This is a genomic window from Acinetobacter pecorum (assembly GCF_014837015.1).
GTDB classification, from domain to species: domain Bacteria; phylum Pseudomonadota; class Gammaproteobacteria; order Pseudomonadales; family Moraxellaceae; genus Acinetobacter; species Acinetobacter pecorum.
The window spans coordinates 75,543-99,846 of the sequence record NZ_JACSPT010000004.1 but is presented as its reverse complement, the minus strand read 5'-3'; the positions used below and the strand labels follow the sequence as shown (position 1 = coordinate 99,846).

Here is a 24,304-nt window from a genome sequence, read left to right as displayed (position 1 = left end):
CATGCTCTTTTTTATTTCTAAAAAATATAATCTAGTCAATACTGCCCAATTCATTTTATCATTCGTGTTTCTAAAAAATTGCACTTCGCATTTTTGATCAGAGCGCGTATCATTTCATCTCGTAGTGAATAAACGCTATTCATCTCCGACGATATTTTACCATTGTATTTAAAATCAGGGATTTATATGTCACAGGCGAATGCCAGCAAAAAGGTACCTATTACTAAACCGGAAATTGTTACTGAAAATAGCAATCTCAAGGAGTTCCGTACCCCGCCCCACAATTTAGCAATTGAACAGGCTGTACTTGCTGCCCTTATGACTGTGGCTGAATCTTTTGAACAGGTCGGTGATGTACTGACCGAAAATGATTTTTATGCTACCCGACATAAATATATTTTCCGCGCCATTGAACAGCTCTCTAAAGAAAACTCACCTTATGATGCGGTTCTGGTACATGACTGGCTAATCAAACAGAACTTGCTCGATGCCATTGGTGGCGAAGAGTATTTGATGCAACTGATGGCAGATTCACCCTCGAGTTTCTATAACCTGGAAACTTATGCTGGGAAAATTAAAGAGTTTGCTACCCTGCGCAGCATGATTAAAGTCAGCTCTGAAATTTTACAAAATGCCTATGACACCAAAGGCCGCACAGTAAGTGAAATTCTGGATCTGGCTGAGACGAATATTTTCTCGATTGCCGAACAGCATAATAACAATGCCAAAGCGCAAGGCCCTAAGCCGATCAACTCGGTGGTTGCGGACGTATTTGATAAATTAAATGAACTGTCACAAATGGAAGGCAGCATTACCGGTTTAACTACTGGTTTTGTGGAACTGGATAACAAAACTTCCGGCATGCAATCTGGTGATTTAATTATTGTCGCGGCGCGTCCTTCCATGGGTAAAACCACCTTTGCCATGAATCTGGTCGAAAGTGTTTTATTCAATAACAACCTGCCTGCTCTGGTCTATTCAATGGAGATGCCAGCCGACTCGATCGCCATGCGTTTGATTTCTTCATTTGGTCGCGTGCATCAGGGACATTTACGTTCTGGTAAAATGGACAGTGATGAATGGTCAAAAGTCACCAGTACCATTGTGCATTTACAAGAAAAAAATCTGTATATCGATGATTCTTCTGCGCTTCCACCGACAGAATTACGTGCCCGTGCGCGTCGTATTGCCAAAATGCATGGCGGAAAACTAGGCTGTATCATGGTCGATTACCTGCAGCTGATGAAAGTCCCTGGCATGGGTGATAACCGTGTTGGCGAAATCTCGGAAATTTCCCGAAGCTTAAAAGCCTTGGCGAAGGAAATGCAGTGTCCGGTAATTGCCTTGTCGCAGCTCAACCGATCGCTGGAGAACCGGCCAAACAAACGCCCGGTGATGTCCGACTTGCGTGAATCCGGTGCGATCGAGCAGGATGCCGACTTGATCATGTTTATTTACCGTGATGAGGTTTATAACAAAGAATCAAAGGAAGCTGGCACCGCTGAAATCATTATCGGCAAACAGCGTAACGGCCCGATTGGTACCGTGCGTCTGGCATTCGAAGGTCAATATACCCGCTTTAGTAATCTCTCGCCTGAGTTCTATGCTCAGTATGATGATGAAGAGTAATCAGGCTCTCGTCATCACATTTCCATCGTCCCTCTAGGAGTAATTTAGGGTGCGTCAAGCTACAGTTTATATTGACAGCGCTGCGCTGCAATATAATTTAAACCGTGTCAAACAACTTGCCCCAACCGCGAAAATCGTCAGCATGGTGAAAGCCAATGCTTATGGACACGGAGTTAAAGACTGCTTAGCAGCCTTAAGCGAAACCGATGCCTTTGGTGTCGCCTGCCTGCAAGAAGCCTTGGAAATTCGTGAATTGGGCTATTTACAGCCGATCACGCTCATCGAAGGTATTTTTTCAGCCGATGAAATGCAGCTTGTAATCGATCAGAATATTGAAGTTGTGGTACATCATCAGGCCCAACTCGACTGGTTACTGGCTCATAAAGAGACCTATATCGCCAAAGGCCTAAAAGTCTGGGTCAAACTGAACAGCGGCATGAACCGTCTAGGCTTTAAAATTGATGTGATTAAAACCGTGATCAATCAGTTGAAAGCTGAAGGCTTTACTTGTGTACTTGCCATGCACTTTGCCAATGCAGATGCCGATCATCCATTGAATGAACAGCAAATCCAGCAGTTCCTTGAAGTGAAAAATGACTGTGCACCACTCATGGGTTCATGCTGTAACTCGGCTGCAATCTATAAATATCCAGAATTGCATTTTGACTATGTCCGTCCCGGGATTATGCTCTATGGTGCGACGCCCTTTGCAGACCGTGATGTACATGACCTGGATTTAAAACCGGTTATGACCTTTACAGCTGAAATTATTGCCTTGAATGATATTCAAGCGGGTGAGCATGTCGGTTATGGTTCGACGTTCACCGCAGATCAGGACATGACTTTGGCCATTGTTTCAATTGGCTATGGTGATGGCTATCCTCGTGCTTTCCCCAAACAGAACTATGTCGCAATCAATCGTCAGCAAACTCGCGTGATTGGCCGCGTAGCGATGGATATGATCGCTATTGATGTCACAGGATTAGAAGTGCAATTAGGTACAGAAGTCGAACTTTGGGGGGAAACCCGTCTGGTGGATGATGTAGCGACAGCCAATGGTACGATTGGTTATGAACTATTATGTCGATTAAGCAATCGGGCACGACGTAAAGTAATCTGATTTAATCTAAAGATCCAAAAAAGCCCAACCAGTGTTGGGCTTTATTTAGGCTGACTTTTGTTCTTCACCTTGCTCTACACATAATTGCAGCAATAGAGCATCAACATGACTTTGCTGAAATGCAAAAGGGTTAAAGTCATTAAATCCCATGTCCTGACAGAATTGCTGGATTTGACTGCGTTTAGAAATATATTTCATCGACCAGTCCGGGAAACTCGGATATTCAATTTCCTTGGTTTCAAATAGTTTAATGTCCTGATGGCGCGGATCTTTATTCAGCCTCTCGACCAGCAGACTTTTTAAAGTAAGACACTCACCTTCCAGACATTGAAAAAAACAACCATCAGCAAAATACAGTACACCTGTAACTTGATGCTGGTAATTAAAATCACGAGCCTCTTTCAAAATATTCGCTAAATCTTCAAGCAAATCAGTTTTGGGAGAAGTACTTTTACTGGCGTAACAAAATTGGTACATGTACTAACTTCTCTTTTTTATTATGCCTGATGCATAGAAGTTAACACTGTACGTGAAAAACCGGACCTAGGATAGATTTTTACAAGAAATACTCATTAGATGGAACCGGAAGTTCTGCCAGTCCTTTTTTCAAGGTTTCCGACCATTGCCGGCTGATTGCCGTGAAATACTCATCATCTTCAGCAATACGCTTACCTCTCGGCATCATCAGACTGTCTTTTTTATAGACCAGTACATCGAGCGGCATACCAACTGAAACATTAGAGCGCAAGGTAGATGCAAATGAAATCAGGGAACAGCGCAAGGCTTCATCCAGCGGCATATCATAAGTCAGCGCGCGATCCAGGATGGGCTTGCCATATTTGCTTTCGCCAATCTGGAAATATGGTGTATCGCGTGTCGCACAGATAAAATTTCCCTGCGGATAAACATGATAAAGCTGCATATCTTGGTCTTTGAGTTGTCCACCCACCAGCAGATTACAATAATAATTACTCTGTTCCGAAATATCGCTCGTGACGTTGGCAATTACTTTTTTCAGCATGCTTCCCACCAGTTCCGCGACATCAAACATGGTATGCAGGCTCAATATATTAGGTTCCTGCTTCAGTTCAAGCTGATTTTTGATATGTCCGATCACGGCTTGGGTGGTTGCCAGATTGCCGGATGCCTGTATCACGATCATACGTTCCCCAGGAACTCCGAAGGTGTATAGCTTTCGAAATATAGAGATGTGATCTACTCCGGCATTGGTCCGGGTATCACTGATAAATAGCATACCTTGCTCTAAACGCAATGCACAACAATACGTCATTAGTTCGTCCTTATTAACATCCTAGCACCTGAACGCTGGAAAGCATGGATTCCACACCGCCCATCTCTCTTACACCGCGTACCGGTGCCACATCCCAATAATCTCGTCCAATCGCCACATAAACATGCGAACTCGGAGTGAACAGCAGATTACTGACATCAAAACAATACCATGTCTGGTCTACAAACACCTCTGCCCAAGCGTGACTGGCCAGATGCGAGGCATTTTGTGCATATAAATAACCAGACACATACCGGGCAGGTAAACCCAGATATTTACACATGGCAATAAAAATATGGCTATGATCCTGACAAACCCCCTGTCTGGACTCAAAAGCATTTATTGCTGTGCCTTGTACAGAAGTGCTGTTGGAAATATAAGGTACATGCTCCAGCAATGCCTGCGCCAGTCCAATCAGATGCTGACGGCTTAATACAGGGACATGACGTTGTGCAAAATCCTTCATTGCTGCATTACACTGGGTCGATTCGGTCGGCTGTAAAAAAAGATTGGGATTAATTGAATCATTCAGCCCACTCTGATGTGCAGGATTCAGCTCGACAATCCCCTGTGCCATAATGGTTAAGGAATAGTACGGCTCGCGCTGGTTACAGGTCATCCACAAATTTTGGAATGCATCTTTTCGTATCTGTTTATAACCCGGCACGCTGATATCCCACGAATGTACCCGCTGATGCGCATTATTCGAAGGCATCATTTTGATGTACTGAATACTGTTCCTCACCTCGGCCGTATACATATAATGGGTTTGGTGATTCACCATCAATTTCATACATCTGCCTCAAACAGTTGATGAATATGGTCGCTAAACTGATAGAATTCAATCCGGTTTGGCTCTGCACGCAACTGTTCCCAGTACTGTTCCAGATCGCCCCAGCCCATTTCCACCAAAATTTTGACGATATAATCAATTTTACCCAGTGTAGTACCAGTTTCCTCACCCAGACGCAAATGATGATCAAGCTGTTCTAGACATTGGCCTAAACTAAAAAACAGAAAGATATCGGAAGACTCCGCTTCCAGAATATCTTCACATTCATTCACTACTTCACAAATATAACCGGCATTTTTGTCTGCAGTTTTGATCAGTTTCATCATTTCCGCATAGCCTGATGCCGACAATACTCCGCGCAACTCCTGAATATTATCTTTAGCAATTCCCAACTGCTGGCTAAAAGATGCCAGTTGAGTAGGATCAAGTAGCAGCTCATTTAAGGAGCTGGCATCGAAGGCAGGTAAACAAAAAGCGTGTGCATAAGTTAAAGCCGCCTCATCTTCTAAAAATGGAAAGCGGGCACATAAAAAATGTGTGCGGGCTAAATAGCGCCCTAACCAAAAAATATGTTTTGCATTGCTATTTAGCAAAACCATGACATTTTTCCTTCTTTGGAATCTTATGAATGTAAATTGTCGACTACCCAGGTATCTTTAATACCGCCGCCCTGTGATGAATTTACTACCAATGAGCCAGGCTGCATCGCTACACGTGTCAAGCCACCCTGTACGATTTCAGTACGATAAGGTGAACTCAGTACAAATGGGCGTAAGTCGATATGACGTTCAGCAATACCAAAATTGGTTAAAGTAGGACTAACCGATAAGTCCAAAGTTGGCTGCGCAATATATAAATGTGGCGCAGCTAAAATTTTCTCCCTAAAATCTTCAATTTGCTGTTTAGATGCCTGTGGGCCAATGAGCATGCCATAGCCACCAGAACCTTGTGCTTCTTTCACCACCAGCTGATCCATATGAGCCATGACATAGTCCAGTTCTTGTGAATTACGACATTGATAAGTCGGAACATTCTTCAGAATTGGCTGTTCGCCCAAATAAAAATGAATCATTTTGTCGACATATGGATAAACTGATTTGTCATCTGCCACACCAGTTCCTGGAGCATTTGCAATCACGACATTATTTTGCAAATAAGCTGACATCAAGCCAGCTACACCCAAGGTGCTATCCGGTTTAAAGCATAATGGATCGAGAAAAGCGTCATCGACACGTCTATAAATAACATCGACTCGTTGGCGACCACGTATAGTTTTTACATAAACCTTCGAGTCATCAACAAAAAGATCACGTGATGTTACCAATGGTACATCCATCTCTATTGCAAGAACTGCATGCTCGTAGTATGCACTATTGAAACGTCCTGGCGTCAGTACCACAACAAATGGCTTATCGACATAGGCATTTTCTATCAAAATTTCTTTTAATAATTGTGGATATTGCTCAATTGCAGCAATCTTGGACTGTTCGAATACTTTCGGCATCAGCTTTTCACTGATCTTGCGGCATTCCAGCATATAAGCTACACCCGATGGCGTTCTGAGATTATCTTCCAGAACATAAAACTCGCCTTTGGAATCACGGATCAGATCTATACCGCTGATCTGGCTATAAATCCCGCCTTTCAAGCTATGTTGATACATGTGTGGCTGATAGGCCTCATGGGTCAAAATCTGCAGTTCAGGAATAATATTGGCTCTTAAAATATCTTGTTGATGATAAATATCATGCAGGAATAGATTTAGTGCCCGTACACGTTGGGCCGAACCTAAAGCCACCATATTCCACTGTTTCCGGTCAATGACTCTCGGAATGATATCAAAGGGAATCGTTCGCTCTACGCCTTCTTCCTCCCCATAAACCGTAAAAGTAATACCGTGATGTAAAAAATGTTCTTTTGCAACCTGATTAAGTGTATTAAGTTCATCAAGAGTATGTTGAGATAACCATTCTTCCAGTCTTTGGCCGGCCTGACTGGACAGCACATGCTCATCCTGCATTTCATTAAAAAACTTTGAAGACAGTTGCTGCAATAAAAGTTGTGGATTGGTTGTTGTAGATACCGTTGGGGTTTTAGTGTCTATAAAATTCTTCCCAAGATTCGGAGAAGTAAATTTATCAATCGTTTCAATCACATTTGTATCCTGATTTCCTTTAAGCATACAAACCCTCGTATTATCATCTATTCTAATTTAATCAAAGCAATATCTATGCCAGCGCATCTATATTCCGCCTATCATTAATCTAGGAAATACCATTTAAACTCAATGCTATTTCTTGCCAAGTTGTTTTTAGTTTGTAGGACAATTGTTGCGTTTAAGGACTTGCGAAAAAATGTGAGTTTTCTTATTGTGTTAATCTAAGTTTAAATCCCGTCTTTTATTGCCAGTAAAATACACTATGTCAGCACAAGAAAAAGAAACCTCGAACAGCCTGTATCGCCAATGGCAAATCTTGTCGCGTCTTTCTACCGGCAAATGGATGGGAACACGTGAATTACAGGAAATCCTGAATCGCGAAGGTATCGATATCAGTCTGCGTACCATTCAGCGTGACCTGAACCAGATTGCGCAACGCTTTCCAATTGAAAGTAGTAAGACCACACCACAAGGCTGGCGTTGGCGCTCAGATGCGCCACTGCAAAGTTTGCCGCATATGACCAGCTCGCAAGCCGTCACCTTTATGATGGTCGAAGAACATTTAAAACACCTGCTGCCACCGAGCCTGATCGAAGAAATGAATCCCTGGTTTGATCTGGCGCGACGCAGTCTTTCCTCCCAGAACAATGTCCGGCAATGGATTAATCGCGTGCGTATTGTTCCAGCTACCCAGCCGCTGATTCCACCTGTCGTCGATAAAGCGGCTCAACAAGCCGTGTATGAAGGTCTGTTACAGGACAAACAACTGGAATGTGTGTATCAGGGACGTGTTCATAACAGCGAAGAAAAAACCTATATTCTCAATCCTCTGGCTTTGGTGCAAAAAGGTTCCATTATCTATTTAATATGTACCCGTCATGACAAGTCCGATATCCAGACTTTTGCCCTGCATCGCTTTAAATCTGCCGTAGTACTGAATTCACGTGCCTTGCATCCGGTGAATTTTGACATTGATGAATATATTGATTCTGGTGCACTGGGTTTCCGGGTGGATTTCAATCAGCCTACAGAGAACGTCACGCTTAAATTAACCATGTCGGAAGCAGATGCACATTATCTGGAAGAAAGCCAGCTTAGCAAAGACCAGAAAATTGAAAAAATAGATAAGGGTATGGCATTAATCACAGCCACCGTGCCATTCACCTCACAACTGGTCTGGTGGCTGCGTAGCTTTGGTAAAAAGATTAAACATATTGAACCGAGTATTGTGGCGGATGCAGTCAATCAACGGGATGAGGGGAATCCTTAGCTAGGGTTTCATCGAGATTTTATAAGAATTAAAAATAAAAAAGCCCCCAAATTGGGGACTGGAGAATTATGCTTATATTTTTGTAATTATTGTGGTGATCTGTCGCTGTGCCCACCTGCCTCTCTTTGGTACCCCGGAATTCAGGTTGGATAAAAGTTCGATATTTAAAAATAACTGAGACATGAGCAAGCCAGTTCAGCAGTATTAAAGCGAATGGACTTTTTGGTCATGGGATCAAGCTCCTATATAATAGTGGATAAACCAACTATAAAATTATCTCTCCATCTTGTGAAATAAAGAGAATATCTATCTTATGCAGATTTTTTCTATAGGAATTTTTCAGTAATGTTTATCAGCAATCGCTGTGGAATCATTGCATCGCTTGGTAGGGTTTTCGGCAAGTTTATAAAATTGAATAACAATTCTCTGCTTGTATAAGATAACGGGCTCTGCACATCATAAAGCCCTGTAGAAGTCGAAATAGGGACTTAATTTTACAATGGCTAACCCTGCGCAATTAGTACGTCATAAACTGCTTAATACGTTTTTTTCCCGCCATTCGGTCTGGTTTGCCTGCATTCTGATAGCAGTGATTTTTACCACATTCCATATCGGTTATTCGCCGCGTTATATCTATTATTTCATGCCGCAAACTTTGGTGAATACCCTGTGGATTCTGAGTATTCTCCTCAGCCTATTGGGTTTGTATGATGTACTGCAAAATAAGCATTCTATTCTGAAAAATTACCCAATTATGGGACATTTCCGCTTTATCTTTGAAGAATTCCGGCCAGAGATTCGTCAGTATTTTATTGAAGCCGACCGCGATGCACTGCCTTTTTCCCGCATGCAACGCAGTCTGGTGTACCAGCGGGCGAAAAACGAAAACTCAGATAAACCTTTCGGCTCGATATTGAATGTTTATGAAGATAATTACCGCTTTGTCAGTCACTCTATCACCCCCTGTAAAGTTGCCGATCCGCAGACTTTTCGTATCCTGATTGGGAATGAGCAATGTACACAGCCATTTTCAGCGTCTATTTTAAATATTTCAGCCATGAGCTTTGGCAGCATGAGTGCCAATGCGATACGTGCACTTAATCTCGGCGCTCAAAAAGGTGATTTTTTTCATGATACAGGCGAAGGCAGTATCAGTCCCTATCACCTGGAATATGGCGGTGATCTGGTCTGGGAAATTGGCAGTGGATATTTTGGCTGCCGTACTTTAGACGGACAGTTCGACCCGGAACGTTTTGCTGCTCAGGCCAAATTACCCCAAGTCAAGATGATTGAAATCAAACTTTCGCAAGGCGCAAAGCCTGGACATGGTGGCATTTTACCTAAAAGTAAAATATCGGAAGAAATCGCACAAATCCGGGGTATCAGCCGTGATCATGACTGCGTTTCACCTTCTAGCCATCCGGCATTTAGCACCCCAATTGAAATGATGAATTTCATTCAACAATTACGTGAACTTTCCAACGGAAAACCAGTCGGTTTTAAGCTGTGTCTGGGTCAGCCTTGGCAATTTATGAGTATTGTAAAAGCCATGTTACATACCCAGATTTACCCGGATTTTATCGTGGTCGATGGATCTGAAGGTGGAACCGGTGCTGCACCAATTGAGCTAATTGACTATGTCGGCGCACCATTACGAGAAGGTTTACTGTTTATACATAATACCCTTGTTGGTGCAGGATTGAGAGATAAGATCAAAATTGGTGCAAGTGGTAAAATTATTAGTGCATTCGATATTGCAAGCACGCTTGCCATTGGGGCGGATTGGGTGAATTCCGCCCGTGGTTTTATGTTTGCAGTGGGCTGTATTCAGGCACAAAGCTGTCACACCAATCAATGTCCGGTTGGAGTCACCACCCAGGACAAAGATCGCCAAAAAGCACTACATGTACCAACCAAGGCAGAACGTGTCTTTCATTTTCATAAAAACACCTTGCATGCCCTGTCTGAACTGATCGCTTCCGCAGGTTTAAAACACCCTTCAGCCATTAAGGCGCATCATCTGGCGCAACGTGTGAATAGTCACGAAATAAAAAACTTTGCACAGATTCATTTTTGGTTGAAAGAGGGAGAATTATTGTCTTGTGAAAATAAGGATGATGAAAACTTCTACTTCCGGATGTGGAATTTGGCCAAATTAGAACAATTTTAAATCAACAAAGTTAGAAATAAAAAGGCGTTCTAAAAAACGCCTTTTTTTTACTTGAATGTTTAATCTTCACTCTATTAACAATAAATTAATAATAAGTTTTACTGCCATGGGCATGTAGAAAGGCCGGAATCAAGCCTGTCAATGCAGCACGAATGTCTGCACGCTCGTTGATTAACTGATGTGAACCTTCTTCCAGCATCAATAAGGTCTGAAGCCGGAATTTACGCCGGATAAATTCAATATTGTAGCGCCAGTCCACAGTCTGATCCTGTGCACCCTGCGCCAGCCAGACCGGAATACGGCAAGCAGGTCGCGCTTCCATTTCCAGCATCCAGCGCGACATCGCCAGAATCCAGTCCATGCCCATCATCCGCGGTTGTAATGGATCTTTAAGCCGGATAAAACGGAGAAACTCCGGATTATGATTATTACGTCTGAAATGTCGGGGAACTTCACGTTTGATGCGGCTAATAATGCCCAGCCCCACCGAATTATGCCACCAGGCAGTTTTGGCAGGGCGAATCAATGGTGATAACAGCAGAACCCGTTCCACAAAAGGATTTTCGCGACGCTGTGCAAATTCCAGTAAATGATGCATCCAGATCGCACCGCCGGTACTTTGCCCGATTCCCACCCAAGGTTTAGGTAATTGGGAGGCGTGCTGTACATAACGTTGTACTGCATGCAAAACCTGCTGATAGTGATCAAAATTCTGAATGCTGGCAGATGAACCATCACTCAGACCATGTCCAGGCAGATCATAGGTCAACACACTAAAACCCTGCTCCAGCAGCTCTTTTACAATCGGCTGATAAATACCACTATGTTCCAGATAACCATGCAACAGAAAAGCGGTTCCCTGAATCTTGTCAAAGCGGGTATTTTCCAGATTGGGCTCAAACACCTGTACATGCAGCCTGAATAATGGCATCTGCACATAGCCCTGCCAGTGTTTGCAGTCCAGCAAATCAAAACCATAAAGTTTTCGATAGGACTGCAAATCAATTGGCGGTTGATCACTACGATTCAGGTTCAAAGGTGGCAAAAGCTGTGGGGTAATGTCCCGACTAGGAATAGGTAAATCCAGCTGTTTCAGAACGGCGGGATTTAAAAATGGGATATCAGACATTATGGCACCTCCCGACAGTCACTGGATCCAAACCAGACATCGCGCATGGTCGCCAACATTTCATAATTGGCACGGCGACTATGATCATAATTTTGTGCACTTGGACGCCAGCGGGTCAAAGGCGTTGGCATCGGTGCTTCTACCGGAATAGTTTGTATACCATTTAAAGCAAATAAACGGCGGGTACGCGGCATATGATAACGATCAGTAATCAGAATCACTGTAGGTGCTCCACCTTTCTTTTGTAATAATAATGAACTGAAACGGGTATTTTCACAGGTATTCATACTGCGATCTTCCAGTAATTTTGCATCGACTCCGTGATTTTTCAGCCAGCGCTGCATATAGGGTGCTTCGACCCCACTCAGGACAATCGGTAACTGGTAATGTTTCTCTACTGCCAGCGTGGTTTCCAGTCGTAGTCGCGTATAATTATTGACGACAATTTCTTTGCGTTGCTCATCCAGAGTTAACCCACCACCCAGTACCACAATGGCATAAGGCTGAGAGCGATTCGCTGGTTTAACCTGCTGCTGATCTTGTAGTAAAGCCAAATCCTGCCGGATTTCTTCGCCATTAGTTTCCTGTACTGAACTAGCCTCCCTCTGCTCAAGTGGATGTGTCGTCAGAAACTCCATATATTGCTCAATGCGTTCCTTGTTTTCACTCCTATCCCACTCCAGTAATTCCCGGACATTCGCTGCCGGATCGACTGGTTCTGCATCTTCCTGTGAGGGCAATAACGGTACCTGGGCAGATGGACTTTGCTCTAATTTTTGATCTTGCTGCTCGCGCTGAAAGTCTTCAATCACCTTCTGTAGCGCTTTATAACGCGCCTGAATCAGAAGCAGATTAGCCGAGTTATTTTGCTGAATATCCTGTTCCATGACCTTTAAATATGCCTGTCGGGCAATCCACAAGTCAGACCCAGGTTCCAGATTTTCATGTTCGCTGAGTGCAGCCATTTTCTGGCTTTGAGCCGCAACTTCATTGAGTTCTACTGATGCAAAGTGATTTAAACCCTTTACGATGATTTTTGAGTAAAAAGGCGTATAAATAAACACCAGCAGACAGCCGCATAGTACAAACAGTCCAGTGACAATTTGTAGAAAACGTACCATCCAATGGGTGTTCTTCATGTTATTCCTCTTCCTGATGAGAGCGGATCAGACCATTTTTATCGAACAATACAGGTTCAGGTTCCAGCATCAGCTGGAATTTATCCCAAACCGCTTGCTGTACCGCACGATAAGTTTTACGTACATCGGTGAGAGAGGCTTGACCATAATTCACCAAGACCAATGCCTGTTTATGAAACATGCCGACAGGGCCCAACTGTTTGCCTTTCCAGCCAGCCTGATCAATTAACCAGCCTGCTGCAAGTTTAACTTGCGCATTGGCTTGGTGGTAATGGGGTAAATTCGGGAAAGATGCAGCAATTTGGTCAAAGACCACCTGATCAACCACAGGATTTTTAAAGAAGCTGCCCACGTTAGGGAATTCTTGCGGATCAGGCAATTTACTCTGGCGAATCTGGATGACCTGTTGTTGCAGGTTTTCTGCTGTGAGTTGATCACCAACCGCAGTCTTCAGATCACCGTAATTCAGTTTCAAATCTGGCTGTTTAAGCAAGCTAAAAGTCACATGGGTAATCACATAACGATTTGGATCATCTTTAAAAATACTATGCCGATAGGCAAATTGGCAATCGGCTGCCTGAATCGAAGCAAAATGTTTCAGCTGACGGTCATAGACCTCGACGGAATCAATAAACTCGCCGACTTCAACGCCATAAGCGCCAATATTCTGTACTGGCGAAGCACCGACACGTCCAGGAATCAGAGCCAGATTTTGTAAACCATACAGACCTTGTGCGGTAGTCCAGAGCACGAAGTCATGCCAGCCTTGACCACCGCCTACACGTAAGCGCTGCGTCTGATCATCAGCATCCAGTATTTCAATGCCATGAATATCCATATGCAGAACCAGTGCATCAATCTGCTCCGGCAACAACATATTGCTGCCGCCTGACAGGATCAGCACATTGAGTTGCTGCTGTTCCGCAAAATCCAGTGCAGCCATCAGATCAGTGGTGGACTGAATATGGGCATAGTATGCAGCAACTGCTTCTAAATTTAAGGTATTAAAAGGTTTAAGTTGAACCTGGGTTTGAATCTGCATTGCTTAAACCTTGTTTAAATTCTGTTTAAAAATCTCAATCCAGGCCTGGCTGCTGGACTCACACTGATCAAGCACCCGCTCAAAGCCATCCGCTTCGCCATAATAGGGATCGGGTAAAGCCTGTTTCGGATAGATCTGGTCATGCTCACTCATCAGTGCCACGCGTGCACGTACATGACCAAACTGAGTTTCTGCCAGACCCTGTATGTTCTGGATATTGGATAAATTCTCCAGATCCATCGCCAGAATCAGATCATAATCAATAAAATCATGCGGAGTCAGCTGACGCGCCCGCAAGCCAGAAAGATCGTAACCACGTTTCAGCGCGTGCTTTTGGCTACGCAAGTCCGGAGCCTTGCCGGGATGATAATTACTGGTTCCAGCAGAATCGACCACGATATTCAGTTGCTGTTCATCACAATAATGTCTGAGTACCACTTCTGCCGTGGGAGAACGGCAAATATTCCCCAAACAAACACATAACACCTTGTATGGCGTTCTGGATGACATAAACAACCTCAGAGCTACTTTATTTTAAGGATTCTTATGTTAAGTTATTTATATACTGATTCCTATCTTACAACCATAGAATAATCTCGTATTTGCAATAAAAATATTAAGGATATCGCCATGAATCGTTTTCAGTTTCAAACCGTCCCCAATATCATTGCCGGACTAGGCACGATTCAGGAATTGTTTAAAATCCTAAAAAATGGCCGTTATCAACGTCTACTGTTGGTGACCGATCCCGGCATGCTGAAGCAGCAATTACATCTGCCGATTCTGGATATTATTGAAGCTGTCGGGCTGGAGTACGTGATTTATTCGGATGTTCAGGCCGATCCTCCCGATACAGTGGTGCTTGAAGCGGCGGCTTTTGCAAAACAGGAAAATATTGATGTGGTGCTGGGCTTTGGTGGTGGCAGCTCGATGGATGTGGCCAAACTCATTGCAATTTTGGCGCATCCTGAACAGCATCAGACGCTGTCAGATCTGTATGGCGTTGATAATGCTACCGGACCGCGTTTAGCTTTAATTCTGGTACCGACCACGGCTGGAACAGGTTCAGAAGTGACGCCGATTTCGATTGTCACCACAGGTGAAACCACCAAAACTGGCATTGTCGCGCCCATTCTCTATGCAGATGTTGCCATTCTGGATGCAACCTTTACCCAAAATCTTCCGGCACAGATCACTGCCGCCACCGGCATTGATGCCATGGTGCATGCCATTGAAGCCTATACCTCAAAACACAAGAAAAACCCTTATTCGGATATGTTGGCCAAACAGGCTTTAAGATTGCTGAATGCCAATCTGCCGCACGTACTGCAAGACGGATATGATTTAGATGCGCGTCAAAATATGCTGGTCGGTTCCATGCTGGCTGGACAAGCCTTTGCCAACGCACCGGTCGCTGCCGTACATGCGCTGGCTTATCCGCTTGGTGGCCATTTTCACCTGTCACACGGGCATAGCAATGCGCTGGTTCTAACTGAAGTATTAAAGTTTAATGCCCCAGCGGCTAAACAGCTCTATGCGGAATTAATGACCTGGCTGGATCCCCGCAGTAAAGGTTGTCATGAGGGCCTGACCGATCTATTTATTGATCATTTTAATAATCATCTGATGCAAAGCGGTTTAACTCTAAAACTAAATCAGTTGAATGTTCCAGAACATATGCTGCAGGTCATGGCAGAAGATGCAATGCAACAAAGCCGGCTGTTGCAGAATAATCCACGTGAACTCAAGGTGGAGGATGCTTATCAGATTTATCAGGCGATCTATGCCTAGACCAATTTCTACCTAAGCCTGAATAGCTGAGGAATTAATAATAATGAAAGCCACGATCAAACAGCGCGAACACTATACTTTTTTCCTGCCCATTCAAACCCGATGGGCAGACAATGATCTGTATGGCCATGTCAACAATGTCACTTATTACAGTTATTTTGATACCGCCGCCAATGCCCTGCTGATTCAGGAAGCTGCTTTTGACCCAAAATATTCACCCATGATTGGACTGGTCGTCAGCTCCAACTGTCAGTTTAATCAGGAACTGTCTTATCCGGAAATTATTGAAGTGGGCGTGGCCATTGAAAGCATGGGAAGCTCATCGCTCAGCTATGATCTGGCTATTTTTAAACGCAACTCAGATACAGCCGCTGCACAAGGCAATTTTGTCCATGTATTTGTCGATCGTGAGACACGAAAAAGCACCCCGATTCCAGTTGAAATGCGGGATGCTTTATCTCGATTTGTTGTGACTTAAAATCCAGCCTATTTCAGCTGAATATTTTGCAGTTCACCATCGAACTGCTGTAACAGATCACGTACGGCCGGTTCAGCATGTAACAATTCTTCGGCACGTTTAAAAGCACGTGCCTTACGCTGATGCTGCATGCTATACGGCGTTAACTGTTCCACATTCTCAAATTTCACTTGGAAGTTAGTTTGCGGCCATTGCTGTTGCAAAGCTGCTTCCAGATGATGTTGCAACTGGGTTAACAATTGCTGGTACTGTTCAGGAATATGAAAAACGGATTCGCCATTCATCTGGCCAGTCATGATGCCATACTGTGCCAGTTCCTGTACTGCCGGAGAAAGCTGGCTGTTACGGAACCAGTATTCCCATTTTTCTACGCTCCACTCGCCTTCTAAGGTTTGCTCAGGTATCTTCAAAATATCCTGTGGCATCAGATTCTGCATATTTACATCTTGGGAAATGTCTTCCGGCAAAGCTGTCTGTGCGACTGGCTGAACCGGAGCTATATTTTTAAGAGCAGGCTGATCGGTTGTTTCCTGTGAAAGCTCTATTTCCGGTGCAGCAAGACTAAATTCCTCATCAGCAGACATACTGTTTTGTGGTGGCTCACTAGGAATGACGGCATCTGCAGGAATAAACTCTTCAAGCAGAAAATCATCCGGACTGTTGCTAGTAGCCGGTGCTGCTGGAGTATTCTCGATTTCATCAAAACCAAATAAGCCTTTGTCGTCATTTGGATCAAAAACAATTTGATCACTAGACCGCACTTCTTCAATCACTGTTTGAGTTACTATAGGCTGGACAGGTTCAGGTGCATTGATGCTGATTGGCTCTTCTTCATCGAGAAAATCATCCGAAGAAGGCTCAGACACTGATGTGATATCAATCTCCTCATCCGTCCCATCGTCCAGAGAGAAATCATCAAATACCGGTTCTGCCTCCAACGATTGTGTTTCTACTGATTCAGATTGAAGTTGTGTCTGAACAGGTTGCTGTAGGCGTGTTGTATGGGTTGTTGCCTGTTGCGGTGCAGTATCCTGCATCACCGGAATTTCACTTGGTTGTAATGGACGGAAAGCCAGTAAGCGTAGCACCGTCATTTCAAAGCCTTGTTCCTGCGTAACTGCAAGCTGTAAATCGGCACGACCCTTACAGGCAATCTGATAATACAGTTGCAGGTCCTGAGCAGAAATCAGACCGGATAATTGCATGATCTTTCGATTGATCTCAGCACTGTATTTCAGGCTCAGATCTGGCAGATACTGCAATAAAGCCAGTTCATGTAGGGTTGAAATCAGCTGGTCGAGCACCAGTGACACATCCAAAGCTTGCTGACGGAACTGTAGCAATAACTGACTGACTCGCGCTTTCTGATTCTGGTGAATCGCCAGAATCAGATCATAAATAATGGTACGGTCAATCAGTCCCAGCATGTCTTTAACATCCTGATGCTGAATCGCTCCCTGACCATAGGCAATCGCCTGATCGGTCAACGACAAGGCATCACGTAATGAACCTTGCGCAGATTCAGCAATCTGCCAGATGGCATCCTGATCAGACTGAATGCTTTCTTTGCTAAGAATATGGCCCAGATGTTCGGTAATTTCATCGACTGCCAATGGGCGCAAGGTAAATTGCAGACAGCGAGAAATTACGGTAATCGGTAGTTTTTGCGGATCGGTAGTTGCGAACAGGAATTTGACGTGTTCCGGCGGTTCTTCCAGCGTCTTTAACAGCGCATTGAAAGAATGCGTGGACAGCATGTGCACTTCATCGATCAGGTAGACCTTGAAGCGTCCTTGAGTCGGTGCATAAGGAACATTGTCGAGCAGCTCGCGGGTATCTTCCACCTTGGTGCGTGACGCCGCATCAATTTCAATCAGGTCAATAAAACGACCTTCATTGACTGCGGTACAGGTCGCACAGACTTCACATGGGGTCGAGGTAATACCTGTCTCGCAGTTCAAGCACTTCGCCAAAATACGTGCAATCGTGGTTTTTCCGACACCACGCGTTCCCGTAAACAAATAAGCATGATGCAAACGGCCACGTTCGAGCGCGCTGGTTAAAGCACGAGAAACGTGGTTTTGACCCACCAATTCATTGAAATTACGAGGACGGTATTTTCGCGCAAGTACTTGATACATGTATGCTCCTTTTTACAGGTCTAAGCATACTGTTTTTTTATGAAATAGTGAAATGAATGCCGGTTTATAAAGAATAAAAATCCCTTGATCAAAATCATTGAAAAAGAGATATAAAACAGAAGCTTTTTTAAAATCAGACGGATTCAAACAGGATAAAGTCACTTTGCATCTGGTAGCGTTTGCCTGTTTGATCTTCACGAATTTCCAGAACATGCTTTTTCAGATCGACATAGAGCAGATTTCGAGTATCGACATTCAGCAGTTCGATCTTTTGTTGTGATTCATCCTGAAACCGAATCTGCCCGCTCATCGTTTCAATTTCATTATGACCACTTAAACTTTCACGCTGTAAAGTAAAGGTCTGATCTTCATTTAAAGTTAAAGCCACTGCCATGCCGGGACAGTCTTCACAACTTGAAAAGCATCCCATACATGGCGTTGTGCCCTGATAATTTCCCACCCATGTGGGTAGCTGCACCTTAGCTTCAGCAACAGTATTTGTCACTGATTGATTTTGATCCTGACAACCAAATAAAGCACCGGTTACCACCAAAGGAATCAATATCACTTTCTTCATGCTTTCATTTCACAGAACTGGAATTCGCCACAAAATAGCACATTTTAAAGGATAGATTAAACCCTGGATCAGGGTGATCTAACGCCAGCCTTTGCGCCCGGTCAGTACCGCATCCGCACAGCGCAAGGTTTCCTGAGTCAAACCCCAAAGACGGTAGTCTCCGGTCAATGAACCTGTAGGAAAGTTATGTGTGTAGGCAAAACTTAAACCGCGCTCAGGATCGCACCAGGCACCAGAGCCATTAAAACCCATATGACCAAAACCTTTAGAGGCTTTTCCTAAAGTGAGAACACGGTGATAACCCAAGCGCCAGTGCATCGGTAAAGGCATAACCCGATCTCTTGTTTTATATTGCACCTGACTAAGTTGCTGGAATACCTCCTGCGAAATCAGTTGCTGTCCTTGCCATTCACCACGACTGGCCAGCATGGCATAGATTTTTGCCAGACTCTCTGCGGTAAATACTCCATTAGCAGACGGAATAATGGCCTGTAGACCCTCATGACTAAAGAAACTAAAGTTCTTCATGCCCTTTGGAATCATGCCATCCTGAAAATCCTGTGGACTCTGACCACTCCATACCAAGGCTCGTTCCATCAGGCTTGGTTGCCTTGACACAGTTTTTTTCGCAGTCTGTGTTTGAGACTTGGTTATTTTAGGCTTTAAAATAGGTAAGGCCACCCGAGCTAACTCATGCGTCGGTACGCTAAAATAAGCGCCATTTAACTGTAGTGGCTGTACCAGATATTCCTGCATCAGTTCACCCAGTTTTTTACCCGTCGCTTTTTCCAGTACACCACCTACTTGCCAGCCAAAAGTCAGCGGTTGATAGGCTGCATCTGTTGCAACTCGAAAACGTGGTTCCGCTGCCGCAATCCGGTCCAGCATATGCGACCAGTCGGCCATTTCAGTGGCATCATCAATCATATTACGGATATCAAACAGGCCACTTTGATGACTGAGCATATGCGCCAGAGTAATATTTTCTTTACCCTTTTGTGCAAATTCAGGCCAGTATTCTGCAACCGGTCTATCATAATCCAGATAACCTTGACTGACCAGAATATGCGCCAAAGTCGCCAGCACGCCTTTGCCGGTGGAATAACATAGCGACATGGTATCGGGTTGCCAGTTTTCAGTTAAAGATTTTTTACCGGTATAAATATCGACGACCTTTTGTCCCTCAAAATATACCACCAGTGCGGCACCACCCTGTCCGGTACGTGCATCCTGCAAACGGCTAAACTGACGGGCAAGGTCACTGAAACGCTCATCGACATTGCCCTGATAATTATGCTGATCAGCAAACAGATAATCTTTAATTGGCTGCATCATTCTATCCATAGAATATTGATCCCTTAAAATGAAAAAGCCTAAATCGGGTTTAGGCTTTTGATTCAGATTTAAATTGCTTTAATATGACCGGTGACATGCGGTTTTTGATTTTTACTGCTTCGAATCAGGAAGTCTGTATCATTGGCTGCCTGTGCCGTCAGGAACTCAACTTTAGATGGCAAGTACATCGGTAACTTGAACCAGACATCAGCTTCATAGGCATCTGGCAATGACAGATTCGCCAGTGCTTTGGCCTTGCTCCACATGCCATGTGCAATTGCCTGTTTAAAGCCAAAGGCTTTCGCTGTGACTGCATGAATATGGATCAGGTTAAAATCACCTGAAGTCATAGCATAACGACGACCAGTATTTTCAGAGATGTTCCATTCATTGTTCAGCTTAAATTCTGATGCCCTACTTTCTACAGGTTTAGCAGCAGCTTTAGCACTGGTCTTTTGACGTGACAGATAAGTCGTCAATGCTTCAACTACGACCTCGCCTCCCACTTTCACTGTAGTAATGAAATCAAACTGAACGCCTTTATCGTGCGGCTGCAATTCGCCAAACTTACATGACAGCGTCAAAGTCTCATTCACACCGATTTTACGGTATTGCTTGACCTGATTACGGATATGTACCAGACCCAAAATCGGAAACGGAAATGCTTCTGAAGTCATCATGTGCATTTGCAGACTTTGTGAAAGCACCGTCAGATAGATTGCTGGAATATACCCATTATTTTTAAAACCACAAACTTCGTTATAGGCTTTCAGATGTTTCTGATCAACCTTGAATGAATCCACCACATATTCAACTTGCGGTAGAACTTTTTCAGCTTTCGGCTTTTTAAAAATCAAGCCTTGAATCACTTTTGGATAGGCTAAATAAGGTTTTGGAAGTTGACTAAAATGGCGCGTATTCATACTGAACCTTTAAAATATTCTTTTCATTTATATATGAGTGTAGTCTCTCTCCCTTTGGGAGAGAGTTAGAGAGAGGGTTAAAAAATCCCCCTAATCTCCCTCTCCTAAATCCTCTCCCTGAGCTTTAATTAAACTGCAAGAAAGGACTTGAGTGCTTTAAGCCCCTAACAGACTTTGACCACATACACGTACCACGTTGCCATTTAAACCTGTTGATGCAGTAGAAGCAAACATTGCAATCGTTTCTGCAACATCGACAGGTAGACCGCCCTGACTCATCGAATTCATACGACGGCCCGCTTCACGAATCGCAAATGGAATCGCAGCCGTCATCTGAGTTTCGATAAAGCCTGGTGCAACGGCATTAATGGTTATACCATTTTTTAATGTCGGTGCTGTGAATTTTACTACACCAATCACACCGGCTTTAGATGCTGCATAGTTGGTTTGACCCAGGTTACCTGCAATCCCAGAAATTGAGGATACACAGATAATACGGCCATTGGCATTTAGACCATCGTGGGAGATTAAATAATCATTCACGCGTTCTATTGCAGACAGGTTGATGTTAATCACCAGATCCCACAGCTCAGGCTTCATATTGGCCAAGGTCTTGTCACGGGTAATTCCGGCATTGTGCACAATGATGTCTAAGCCGCCATGCTCAGCTGCCGCTGCCTTGATCTTTTCACCTGCATCTGCAGCTGTAATATCAATAGCCAAGGTAGAACCGCCGATCTCACCGGCTACGCGGTCAAGGTCTGCCTGCTGTTGTGGAACGTCCAGACAGATGACATGTGCGCCATCACGTGCCAGTACATGGGCAATCGCTTCGCCAATACCACGGCTTGCGCCTGTCACAACCGCAGTTTTACCCGCTAATGGCTTGGTCCAGTCTACATCTACTTTTTCAGCTGGTGAAACACGGATCACCTGACCAGAAACATAGGCAGAACGTGGCGAAACCGTAAAACGTAATGCAGATTCAAGATTTGCTTCAGCACCTGCATCGACATAGATCAGGTTTGCTGCGATACCTTTCTTGAATTCTTTAGCCACTGATTTCACGAAACCTTCCAGTGCACGTTGAGCAATCGCCTGGCTCACCGATTTTGCTGTTTCAGGGGTAGTCCCCACAATTACCACACGACCCGAACTCTGGATCTGACGTGCAATCGGGTTAAAGAAATCATAAAGTGATTTTAACTGTTCTGAATTTTCGATTCCTGAAGCATCAAAAATAACGACCTTGAATTTTGATTCTTTATCACCCGGGTTAAATGCACCCAGATTCAGCCCGGAGGATGCTGCTGCCTGTTGCAACTCAGCATTATTGCCTGCATAGCTGTTGGCATGAATATTTGCCAGAACCTGAGCAATAGCACCCGTTAATTGACTTGCTGGTGCTGCGCCCAATAATACTGCACCTTTTACCACTGGCGTAGCAGACTCAAAACGGTCTAAAGAAGTTGGGGATGGCAGACCCAAATTTTTAATGACAAATTTACCAATAGGAGATTTTGCAAAAGTTTGGTACTGATCAGTCATGTTTATTATCTCTCATACAAATTAATTTTTGGTTGATCTAAAGTTATCCTTAAACTTCAATATGATGCCAGACACTTATATTTCAACAGATCCACCAGATTCTGCCCAATCATACTTGAGATAATAGGCAGATGACTTGACCTGAGCGCAGTCTGTAATGTCATTGTAGTCAATACAGCCCATCTTCTTCTGTGCTAATGTAAGCGCCAAGAAGATGATCTATTTGCCTGGTCAAGCCTTATGAGCAAAACAACTCAACAAAATCCAGCAGTCGAGAAACCTGCGACAGAAACTGTGTCAAAACCATCAACGCGTGCTAAGCGTAGCACTAAAAATACTGATACAGTTAATACAGCAGAAAAAAGTCCGGCTAAAACCACGCGTACACGCAATACGGCTACACGTGCCAAAAAAACGACTTCAAGCCAACAAGATTCAAAATCTATAACACAAACTTCTGTTCAACAGGTACCAAACATGAGCCAAAATACAGTTCGCCGCGTTGCGATCATCGGTGGTAACCGCATTCCATTTGCACGTTCAAATGGTGCTTACTTTACGGCATCCAATACTGATATGTTCACAGCAGCCCTGAACGGTCTGGTTGAGCGTTTTAATCTACAAGGTCAACGCTTAGGGGAAGTTGTTGCCGGTGCAGTCCTGAAACACAGCCGTGATTTCAATATGACCCGTGAATGTGTCCTAAATACTGCTCTTGCAGCTGAAACACCTGCTTATGACATTCAGCAGGCCTGTGGTACTGGTTTGCAGGCAGCATTTCTGGTTGCCAACAAGATTGCTTTAGGTCAAATCGAAGTGGGCATTGCAGGTGGTGTGGATACGACTTCCGATGCACCGATTGCTTTTGGTGATGGCCTACGTAAGGCACTGCTTGAGCTGAATATCGCGAAAACTGCAAAAGACCGTCTGAAAGCATTGACCAAGATTAATGTGAAAGACCTGATGGATGCACCAAAAAATGGCGAGCCACGCACAGGTCTGTCTATGGGTGATCATCAGGCGATTACCACACTGGAATGGGGAATTTCCCGTGAAGCACAGGATGAACTTGCTGCATCTTCACACCAGAAAATGGCTGCAGCGTACGAAGAAGGTTTCTTTGATGACCTGATCACGCCATTCTTAGGCCTTGAGCGTGATAACAACCTGCGCCCAGACTCTTCAGTCGAGAAGCTGGCAAAACTTAAACCTGCTTTTGGTAAAGGTGATGCACGTACCATGACGGCGGGTAACTCTACGCCGTTAACAGATGGTGCTTCTTGTGTACTGCTCGCTTCTGAAGAATGGGCGAAGGCAAACGGTCATGAAGTGCTGGCTTACCTGACTTTCCAGGAAACTGCTGCAGTTGACTTTGTCGAGAAAAAAGAAGGGCTGTTGATGGCGCCTGCTTATGCTGTACCACGCATGCTTGAGCGTGCGGGTCTGAAACTGCAAGACTTCGACTATTATGAAATTCATGAAGCTTTTGCATCTCAAGTATTATGTACTTTAAAAGCGTGGGAAGATCCTAAATTCTGTAAGGAGCGTTTAGGTTTAGACGCTCCACTAGGTTCAATTGACCGTGCAAAACTGAACGTAAAAGGCTCTTCACTTGCTGCTGGTCACCCGTTTGCAGCAACTGGCGGTCGTATCATTGCGACAGCAGCAAAACTGATTAACCAGAAAGGTTCAGGCCGCGTACTGGTGTCGATCTGTGCCGCAGGTGGTCAAGGTGTAACGGCAATTATTGAAAAATAATCCGTTGACCGA

21 protein-coding genes are annotated in these 24,304 nt (G+C 44.2%); 7 read left to right on the top strand and 14 right to left on the bottom strand.

Features of this window, described 5'->3' with window-relative positions; all coding sequences use genetic code 11:
* The first annotated feature begins 186 nt into the window (after positions 1-186).
* Positions 187-1,629 (top strand): replicative DNA helicase, encoded by a 1,443-nt coding sequence (dnaB, locus tag H9629_RS04490; protein ID WP_064096518.1) that lies wholly within the window; start codon positions 187-189, stop codon positions 1,627-1,629.
* A 49-nt stretch (positions 1,630-1,678) separates the two neighbouring features.
* The gene (gene alr / locus H9629_RS04485) at positions 1,679-2,749 is read left to right on the top strand and encodes an alanine racemase (protein WP_064102693.1); all 1,071 of its coding nucleotides are present in this window, start codon (positions 1,679-1,681) and stop codon (positions 2,747-2,749) included.
* A gap of 45 nt (positions 2,750-2,794) precedes the next feature.
* Here alr and H9629_RS04480 read toward each other — a convergent pair whose 3' ends face one another.
* The 5 genes from H9629_RS04480 to H9629_RS04460 form a co-directional block, all read right to left on the bottom strand.
* Entirely contained in the window at positions 2,795-3,226 is a 432-nt protein-coding gene (locus tag H9629_RS04480; protein ID WP_064096520.1) for a BLUF domain-containing protein, read from the bottom strand.
* Positions 3,227-3,305: 79 nt separating this feature from the next.
* A complete protein-coding gene (locus tag H9629_RS04475) occupies positions 3,306-4,040 on the bottom strand; it encodes a proteasome-type protease (protein ID WP_064096521.1) in 735 nt (244 codons plus the stop codon).
* Positions 4,041-4,053: 13 nt separating this feature from the next.
* Positions 4,054-4,833 (bottom strand): transglutaminase family protein, encoded by a 780-nt coding sequence (locus H9629_RS04470; RefSeq protein WP_064096522.1) that lies wholly within the window; start codon positions 4,831-4,833, stop codon positions 4,054-4,056.
* A complete protein-coding gene (locus H9629_RS04465; RefSeq protein WP_064096523.1) occupies positions 4,830-5,432 on the bottom strand; it encodes an alpha-E domain-containing protein in 603 nt (200 codons plus the stop codon). Before H9629_RS04465 ends, H9629_RS04470 begins: the two co-directional genes overlap by 4 nt.
* A 23-nt stretch (positions 5,433-5,455) precedes the next feature.
* Positions 5,456-7,015 (bottom strand): circularly permuted type 2 ATP-grasp protein, encoded by a 1,560-nt coding sequence (locus H9629_RS04460; protein WP_064102694.1) that lies wholly within the window; start codon positions 7,013-7,015, stop codon positions 5,456-5,458.
* 238 nt (positions 7,016-7,253) lie between these two features.
* Here H9629_RS04460 and H9629_RS04455 point away from each other — a divergent pair, with 238 nt between their 5' ends.
* Complete coding sequence (locus H9629_RS04455) at positions 7,254-8,261, top strand: helix-turn-helix transcriptional regulator (RefSeq protein ID WP_064096525.1); 1,008 nt, start codon at positions 7,254-7,256, stop codon at positions 8,259-8,261.
* A 499-nt stretch (positions 8,262-8,760) separates the two neighbouring features.
* Positions 8,761-10,431, top strand: coding sequence for an FMN-binding glutamate synthase family protein (locus H9629_RS04450; protein ID WP_159138317.1), 1,671 nt, complete (start codon positions 8,761-8,763; stop codon positions 10,429-10,431).
* A gap of 85 nt (positions 10,432-10,516) precedes the next feature.
* Here the strand turns inward: H9629_RS04450 and H9629_RS04445 are convergent, their stop codons facing one another.
* The 4 genes from H9629_RS04445 to H9629_RS04430 are packed head-to-tail and all read right to left on the bottom strand — an operon-like array spanning position 10,517 to position 14,251.
* The gene (locus H9629_RS04445) at positions 10,517-11,560 is read right to left on the bottom strand and encodes an alpha/beta hydrolase (protein ID WP_064096527.1); all 1,044 of its coding nucleotides are present in this window, start codon (positions 11,558-11,560) and stop codon (positions 10,517-10,519) included.
* On the bottom strand, positions 11,560-12,699 hold the full coding sequence (locus tag H9629_RS04440; protein WP_159138318.1) for a YdcF family protein: 1,140 nt from the start codon (positions 12,697-12,699) through the stop codon (positions 11,560-11,562). Before H9629_RS04440 ends, H9629_RS04445 begins: the two co-directional genes overlap by 1 nt.
* Before the next feature lies 1 nt (position 12,700).
* Positions 12,701-13,741 (bottom strand): UDP-N-acetylmuramate dehydrogenase, encoded by a 1,041-nt coding sequence (murB, locus tag H9629_RS04435; RefSeq protein ID WP_180001132.1) that lies wholly within the window; start codon positions 13,739-13,741, stop codon positions 12,701-12,703.
* 3 nt (positions 13,742-13,744) lie between these two features.
* Positions 13,745-14,251 carry a low molecular weight protein-tyrosine-phosphatase gene (locus H9629_RS04430; RefSeq protein ID WP_191730595.1) on the bottom strand — a complete coding sequence of 169 codons (507 nt, stop codon included), beginning with the start codon at positions 14,249-14,251 and terminating at the stop codon, positions 13,745-13,747.
* A 120-nt stretch (positions 14,252-14,371) separates the two neighbouring features.
* On the opposite strand from H9629_RS04430, the gene H9629_RS04425 reads away from it, so the two are divergent.
* Both H9629_RS04425 and H9629_RS04420 read left to right on the top strand, forming a co-directional pair.
* Complete coding sequence (locus H9629_RS04425) at positions 14,372-15,532, top strand: iron-containing alcohol dehydrogenase (RefSeq protein WP_191730594.1); 1,161 nt, start codon at positions 14,372-14,374, stop codon at positions 15,530-15,532.
* A 43-nt stretch (positions 15,533-15,575) separates the two neighbouring features.
* Entirely contained in the window at positions 15,576-16,010 is a 435-nt protein-coding gene (locus H9629_RS04420; RefSeq protein WP_191730593.1) for an acyl-CoA thioesterase, read from the top strand.
* A gap of 8 nt (positions 16,011-16,018) precedes the next feature.
* On the opposite strand, the gene dnaX is transcribed toward H9629_RS04420, so the two are convergent.
* The 5 genes from dnaX to H9629_RS04395 all read right to left on the bottom strand — a co-directional run bounded on the left by dnaX (position 16,019) and on the right by H9629_RS04395 (position 22,534).
* On the bottom strand, positions 16,019-18,151 hold the full coding sequence (gene dnaX / locus H9629_RS04415; RefSeq protein WP_191730592.1) for a DNA polymerase III subunit gamma/tau: 2,133 nt from the start codon (positions 18,149-18,151) through the stop codon (positions 16,019-16,021).
* Positions 18,152-18,284: 133 nt separating this feature from the next.
* Complete coding sequence (locus tag H9629_RS04410; protein WP_144723800.1) at positions 18,285-18,728, bottom strand: copper resistance protein NlpE N-terminal domain-containing protein; 444 nt, start codon at positions 18,726-18,728, stop codon at positions 18,285-18,287.
* A gap of 78 nt (positions 18,729-18,806) precedes the next feature.
* The gene (locus tag H9629_RS04405) at positions 18,807-20,072 is read right to left on the bottom strand and encodes a serine hydrolase domain-containing protein (protein WP_081408819.1); all 1,266 of its coding nucleotides are present in this window, start codon (positions 20,070-20,072) and stop codon (positions 18,807-18,809) included.
* A 59-nt stretch (positions 20,073-20,131) separates the two neighbouring features.
* A complete protein-coding gene (locus H9629_RS04400; RefSeq protein WP_064102700.1) occupies positions 20,132-20,986 on the bottom strand; it encodes a MaoC family dehydratase in 855 nt (284 codons plus the stop codon).
* Positions 20,987-21,142: 156 nt separating this feature from the next.
* A complete protein-coding gene (locus H9629_RS04395) occupies positions 21,143-22,534 on the bottom strand; it encodes a 3-oxoacyl-ACP reductase (RefSeq protein WP_144723799.1) in 1,392 nt (463 codons plus the stop codon).
* A gap of 240 nt (positions 22,535-22,774) precedes the next feature.
* On the opposite strand from H9629_RS04395, the gene H9629_RS04390 reads away from it, so the two are divergent.
* Entirely contained in the window at positions 22,775-24,292 is a 1,518-nt protein-coding gene (locus H9629_RS04390; RefSeq protein WP_144723798.1) for an acetyl-CoA C-acetyltransferase, read from the top strand.
* Positions 24,293-24,304: the final 12 nt, after the last annotated feature.

What these genes read in the sequence shown, in the direction of transcription:
- H9629_RS04400 (WP_064102700.1), bottom strand. Translation starts at nt 20,986, where the DNA reads ATGAATACGCGCCATTTTAGTCAACTTCCAAAACCTTATTTAGCCTAT.
- H9629_RS04450 (WP_159138317.1), top strand. Translation starts at nt 8,761, where the DNA reads ATGGCTAACCCTGCGCAATTAGTACGTCATAAACTGCTTAATACGTTT.
- H9629_RS04405 (WP_081408819.1), bottom strand. Translation starts at nt 20,072, where the DNA reads ATGGATAGAATGATGCAGCCAATTAAAGATTATCTGTTTGCTGATCAG.
- H9629_RS04395 (WP_144723799.1), bottom strand. Translation starts at nt 22,534, where the DNA reads ATGACTGATCAGTACCAAACTTTTGCAAAATCTCCTATTGGTAAATTT.
- H9629_RS04425 (WP_191730594.1), top strand. Translation starts at nt 14,372, where the DNA reads ATGAATCGTTTTCAGTTTCAAACCGTCCCCAATATCATTGCCGGACTA.
- H9629_RS04460 (WP_064102694.1), bottom strand. Translation starts at nt 7,015, where the DNA reads ATGCTTAAAGGAAATCAGGATACAAATGTGATTGAAACGATTGATAAA.
- H9629_RS04475 (WP_064096521.1), bottom strand. Translation starts at nt 4,040, where the DNA reads ATGACGTATTGTTGTGCATTGCGTTTAGAGCAAGGTATGCTATTTATC.
- H9629_RS04410 (WP_144723800.1), bottom strand. Translation starts at nt 18,728, where the DNA reads ATGAAGAAAGTGATATTGATTCCTTTGGTGGTAACCGGTGCTTTATTT.
- dnaB (WP_064096518.1), top strand. Translation starts at nt 187, where the DNA reads ATGTCACAGGCGAATGCCAGCAAAAAGGTACCTATTACTAAACCGGAA.
- murB (WP_180001132.1), bottom strand. Translation starts at nt 13,741, where the DNA reads ATGCAGATTCAAACCCAGGTTCAACTTAAACCTTTTAATACCTTAAAT.
- H9629_RS04420 (WP_191730593.1), top strand. Translation starts at nt 15,576, where the DNA reads ATGAAAGCCACGATCAAACAGCGCGAACACTATACTTTTTTCCTGCCC.
- dnaX (WP_191730592.1), bottom strand. Translation starts at nt 18,151, where the DNA reads ATGTATCAAGTACTTGCGCGAAAATACCGTCCTCGTAATTTCAATGAA.
- H9629_RS04480 (WP_064096520.1), bottom strand. Translation starts at nt 3,226, where the DNA reads ATGTACCAATTTTGTTACGCCAGTAAAAGTACTTCTCCCAAAACTGAT.
- H9629_RS04430 (WP_191730595.1), bottom strand. Translation starts at nt 14,251, where the DNA reads ATGTCATCCAGAACGCCATACAAGGTGTTATGTGTTTGTTTGGGGAAT.
- H9629_RS04455 (WP_064096525.1), top strand. Translation starts at nt 7,254, where the DNA reads ATGTCAGCACAAGAAAAAGAAACCTCGAACAGCCTGTATCGCCAATGG.
- H9629_RS04440 (WP_159138318.1), bottom strand. Translation starts at nt 12,699, where the DNA reads ATGAAGAACACCCATTGGATGGTACGTTTTCTACAAATTGTCACTGGA.
- H9629_RS04470 (WP_064096522.1), bottom strand. Translation starts at nt 4,833, where the DNA reads ATGAAATTGATGGTGAATCACCAAACCCATTATATGTATACGGCCGAG.
- H9629_RS04465 (WP_064096523.1), bottom strand. Translation starts at nt 5,432, where the DNA reads ATGGTTTTGCTAAATAGCAATGCAAAACATATTTTTTGGTTAGGGCGC.
- H9629_RS04445 (WP_064096527.1), bottom strand. Translation starts at nt 11,560, where the DNA reads ATGTCTGATATCCCATTTTTAAATCCCGCCGTTCTGAAACAGCTGGAT.
- H9629_RS04390 (WP_144723798.1), top strand. Translation starts at nt 22,775, where the DNA reads ATGAGCAAAACAACTCAACAAAATCCAGCAGTCGAGAAACCTGCGACA.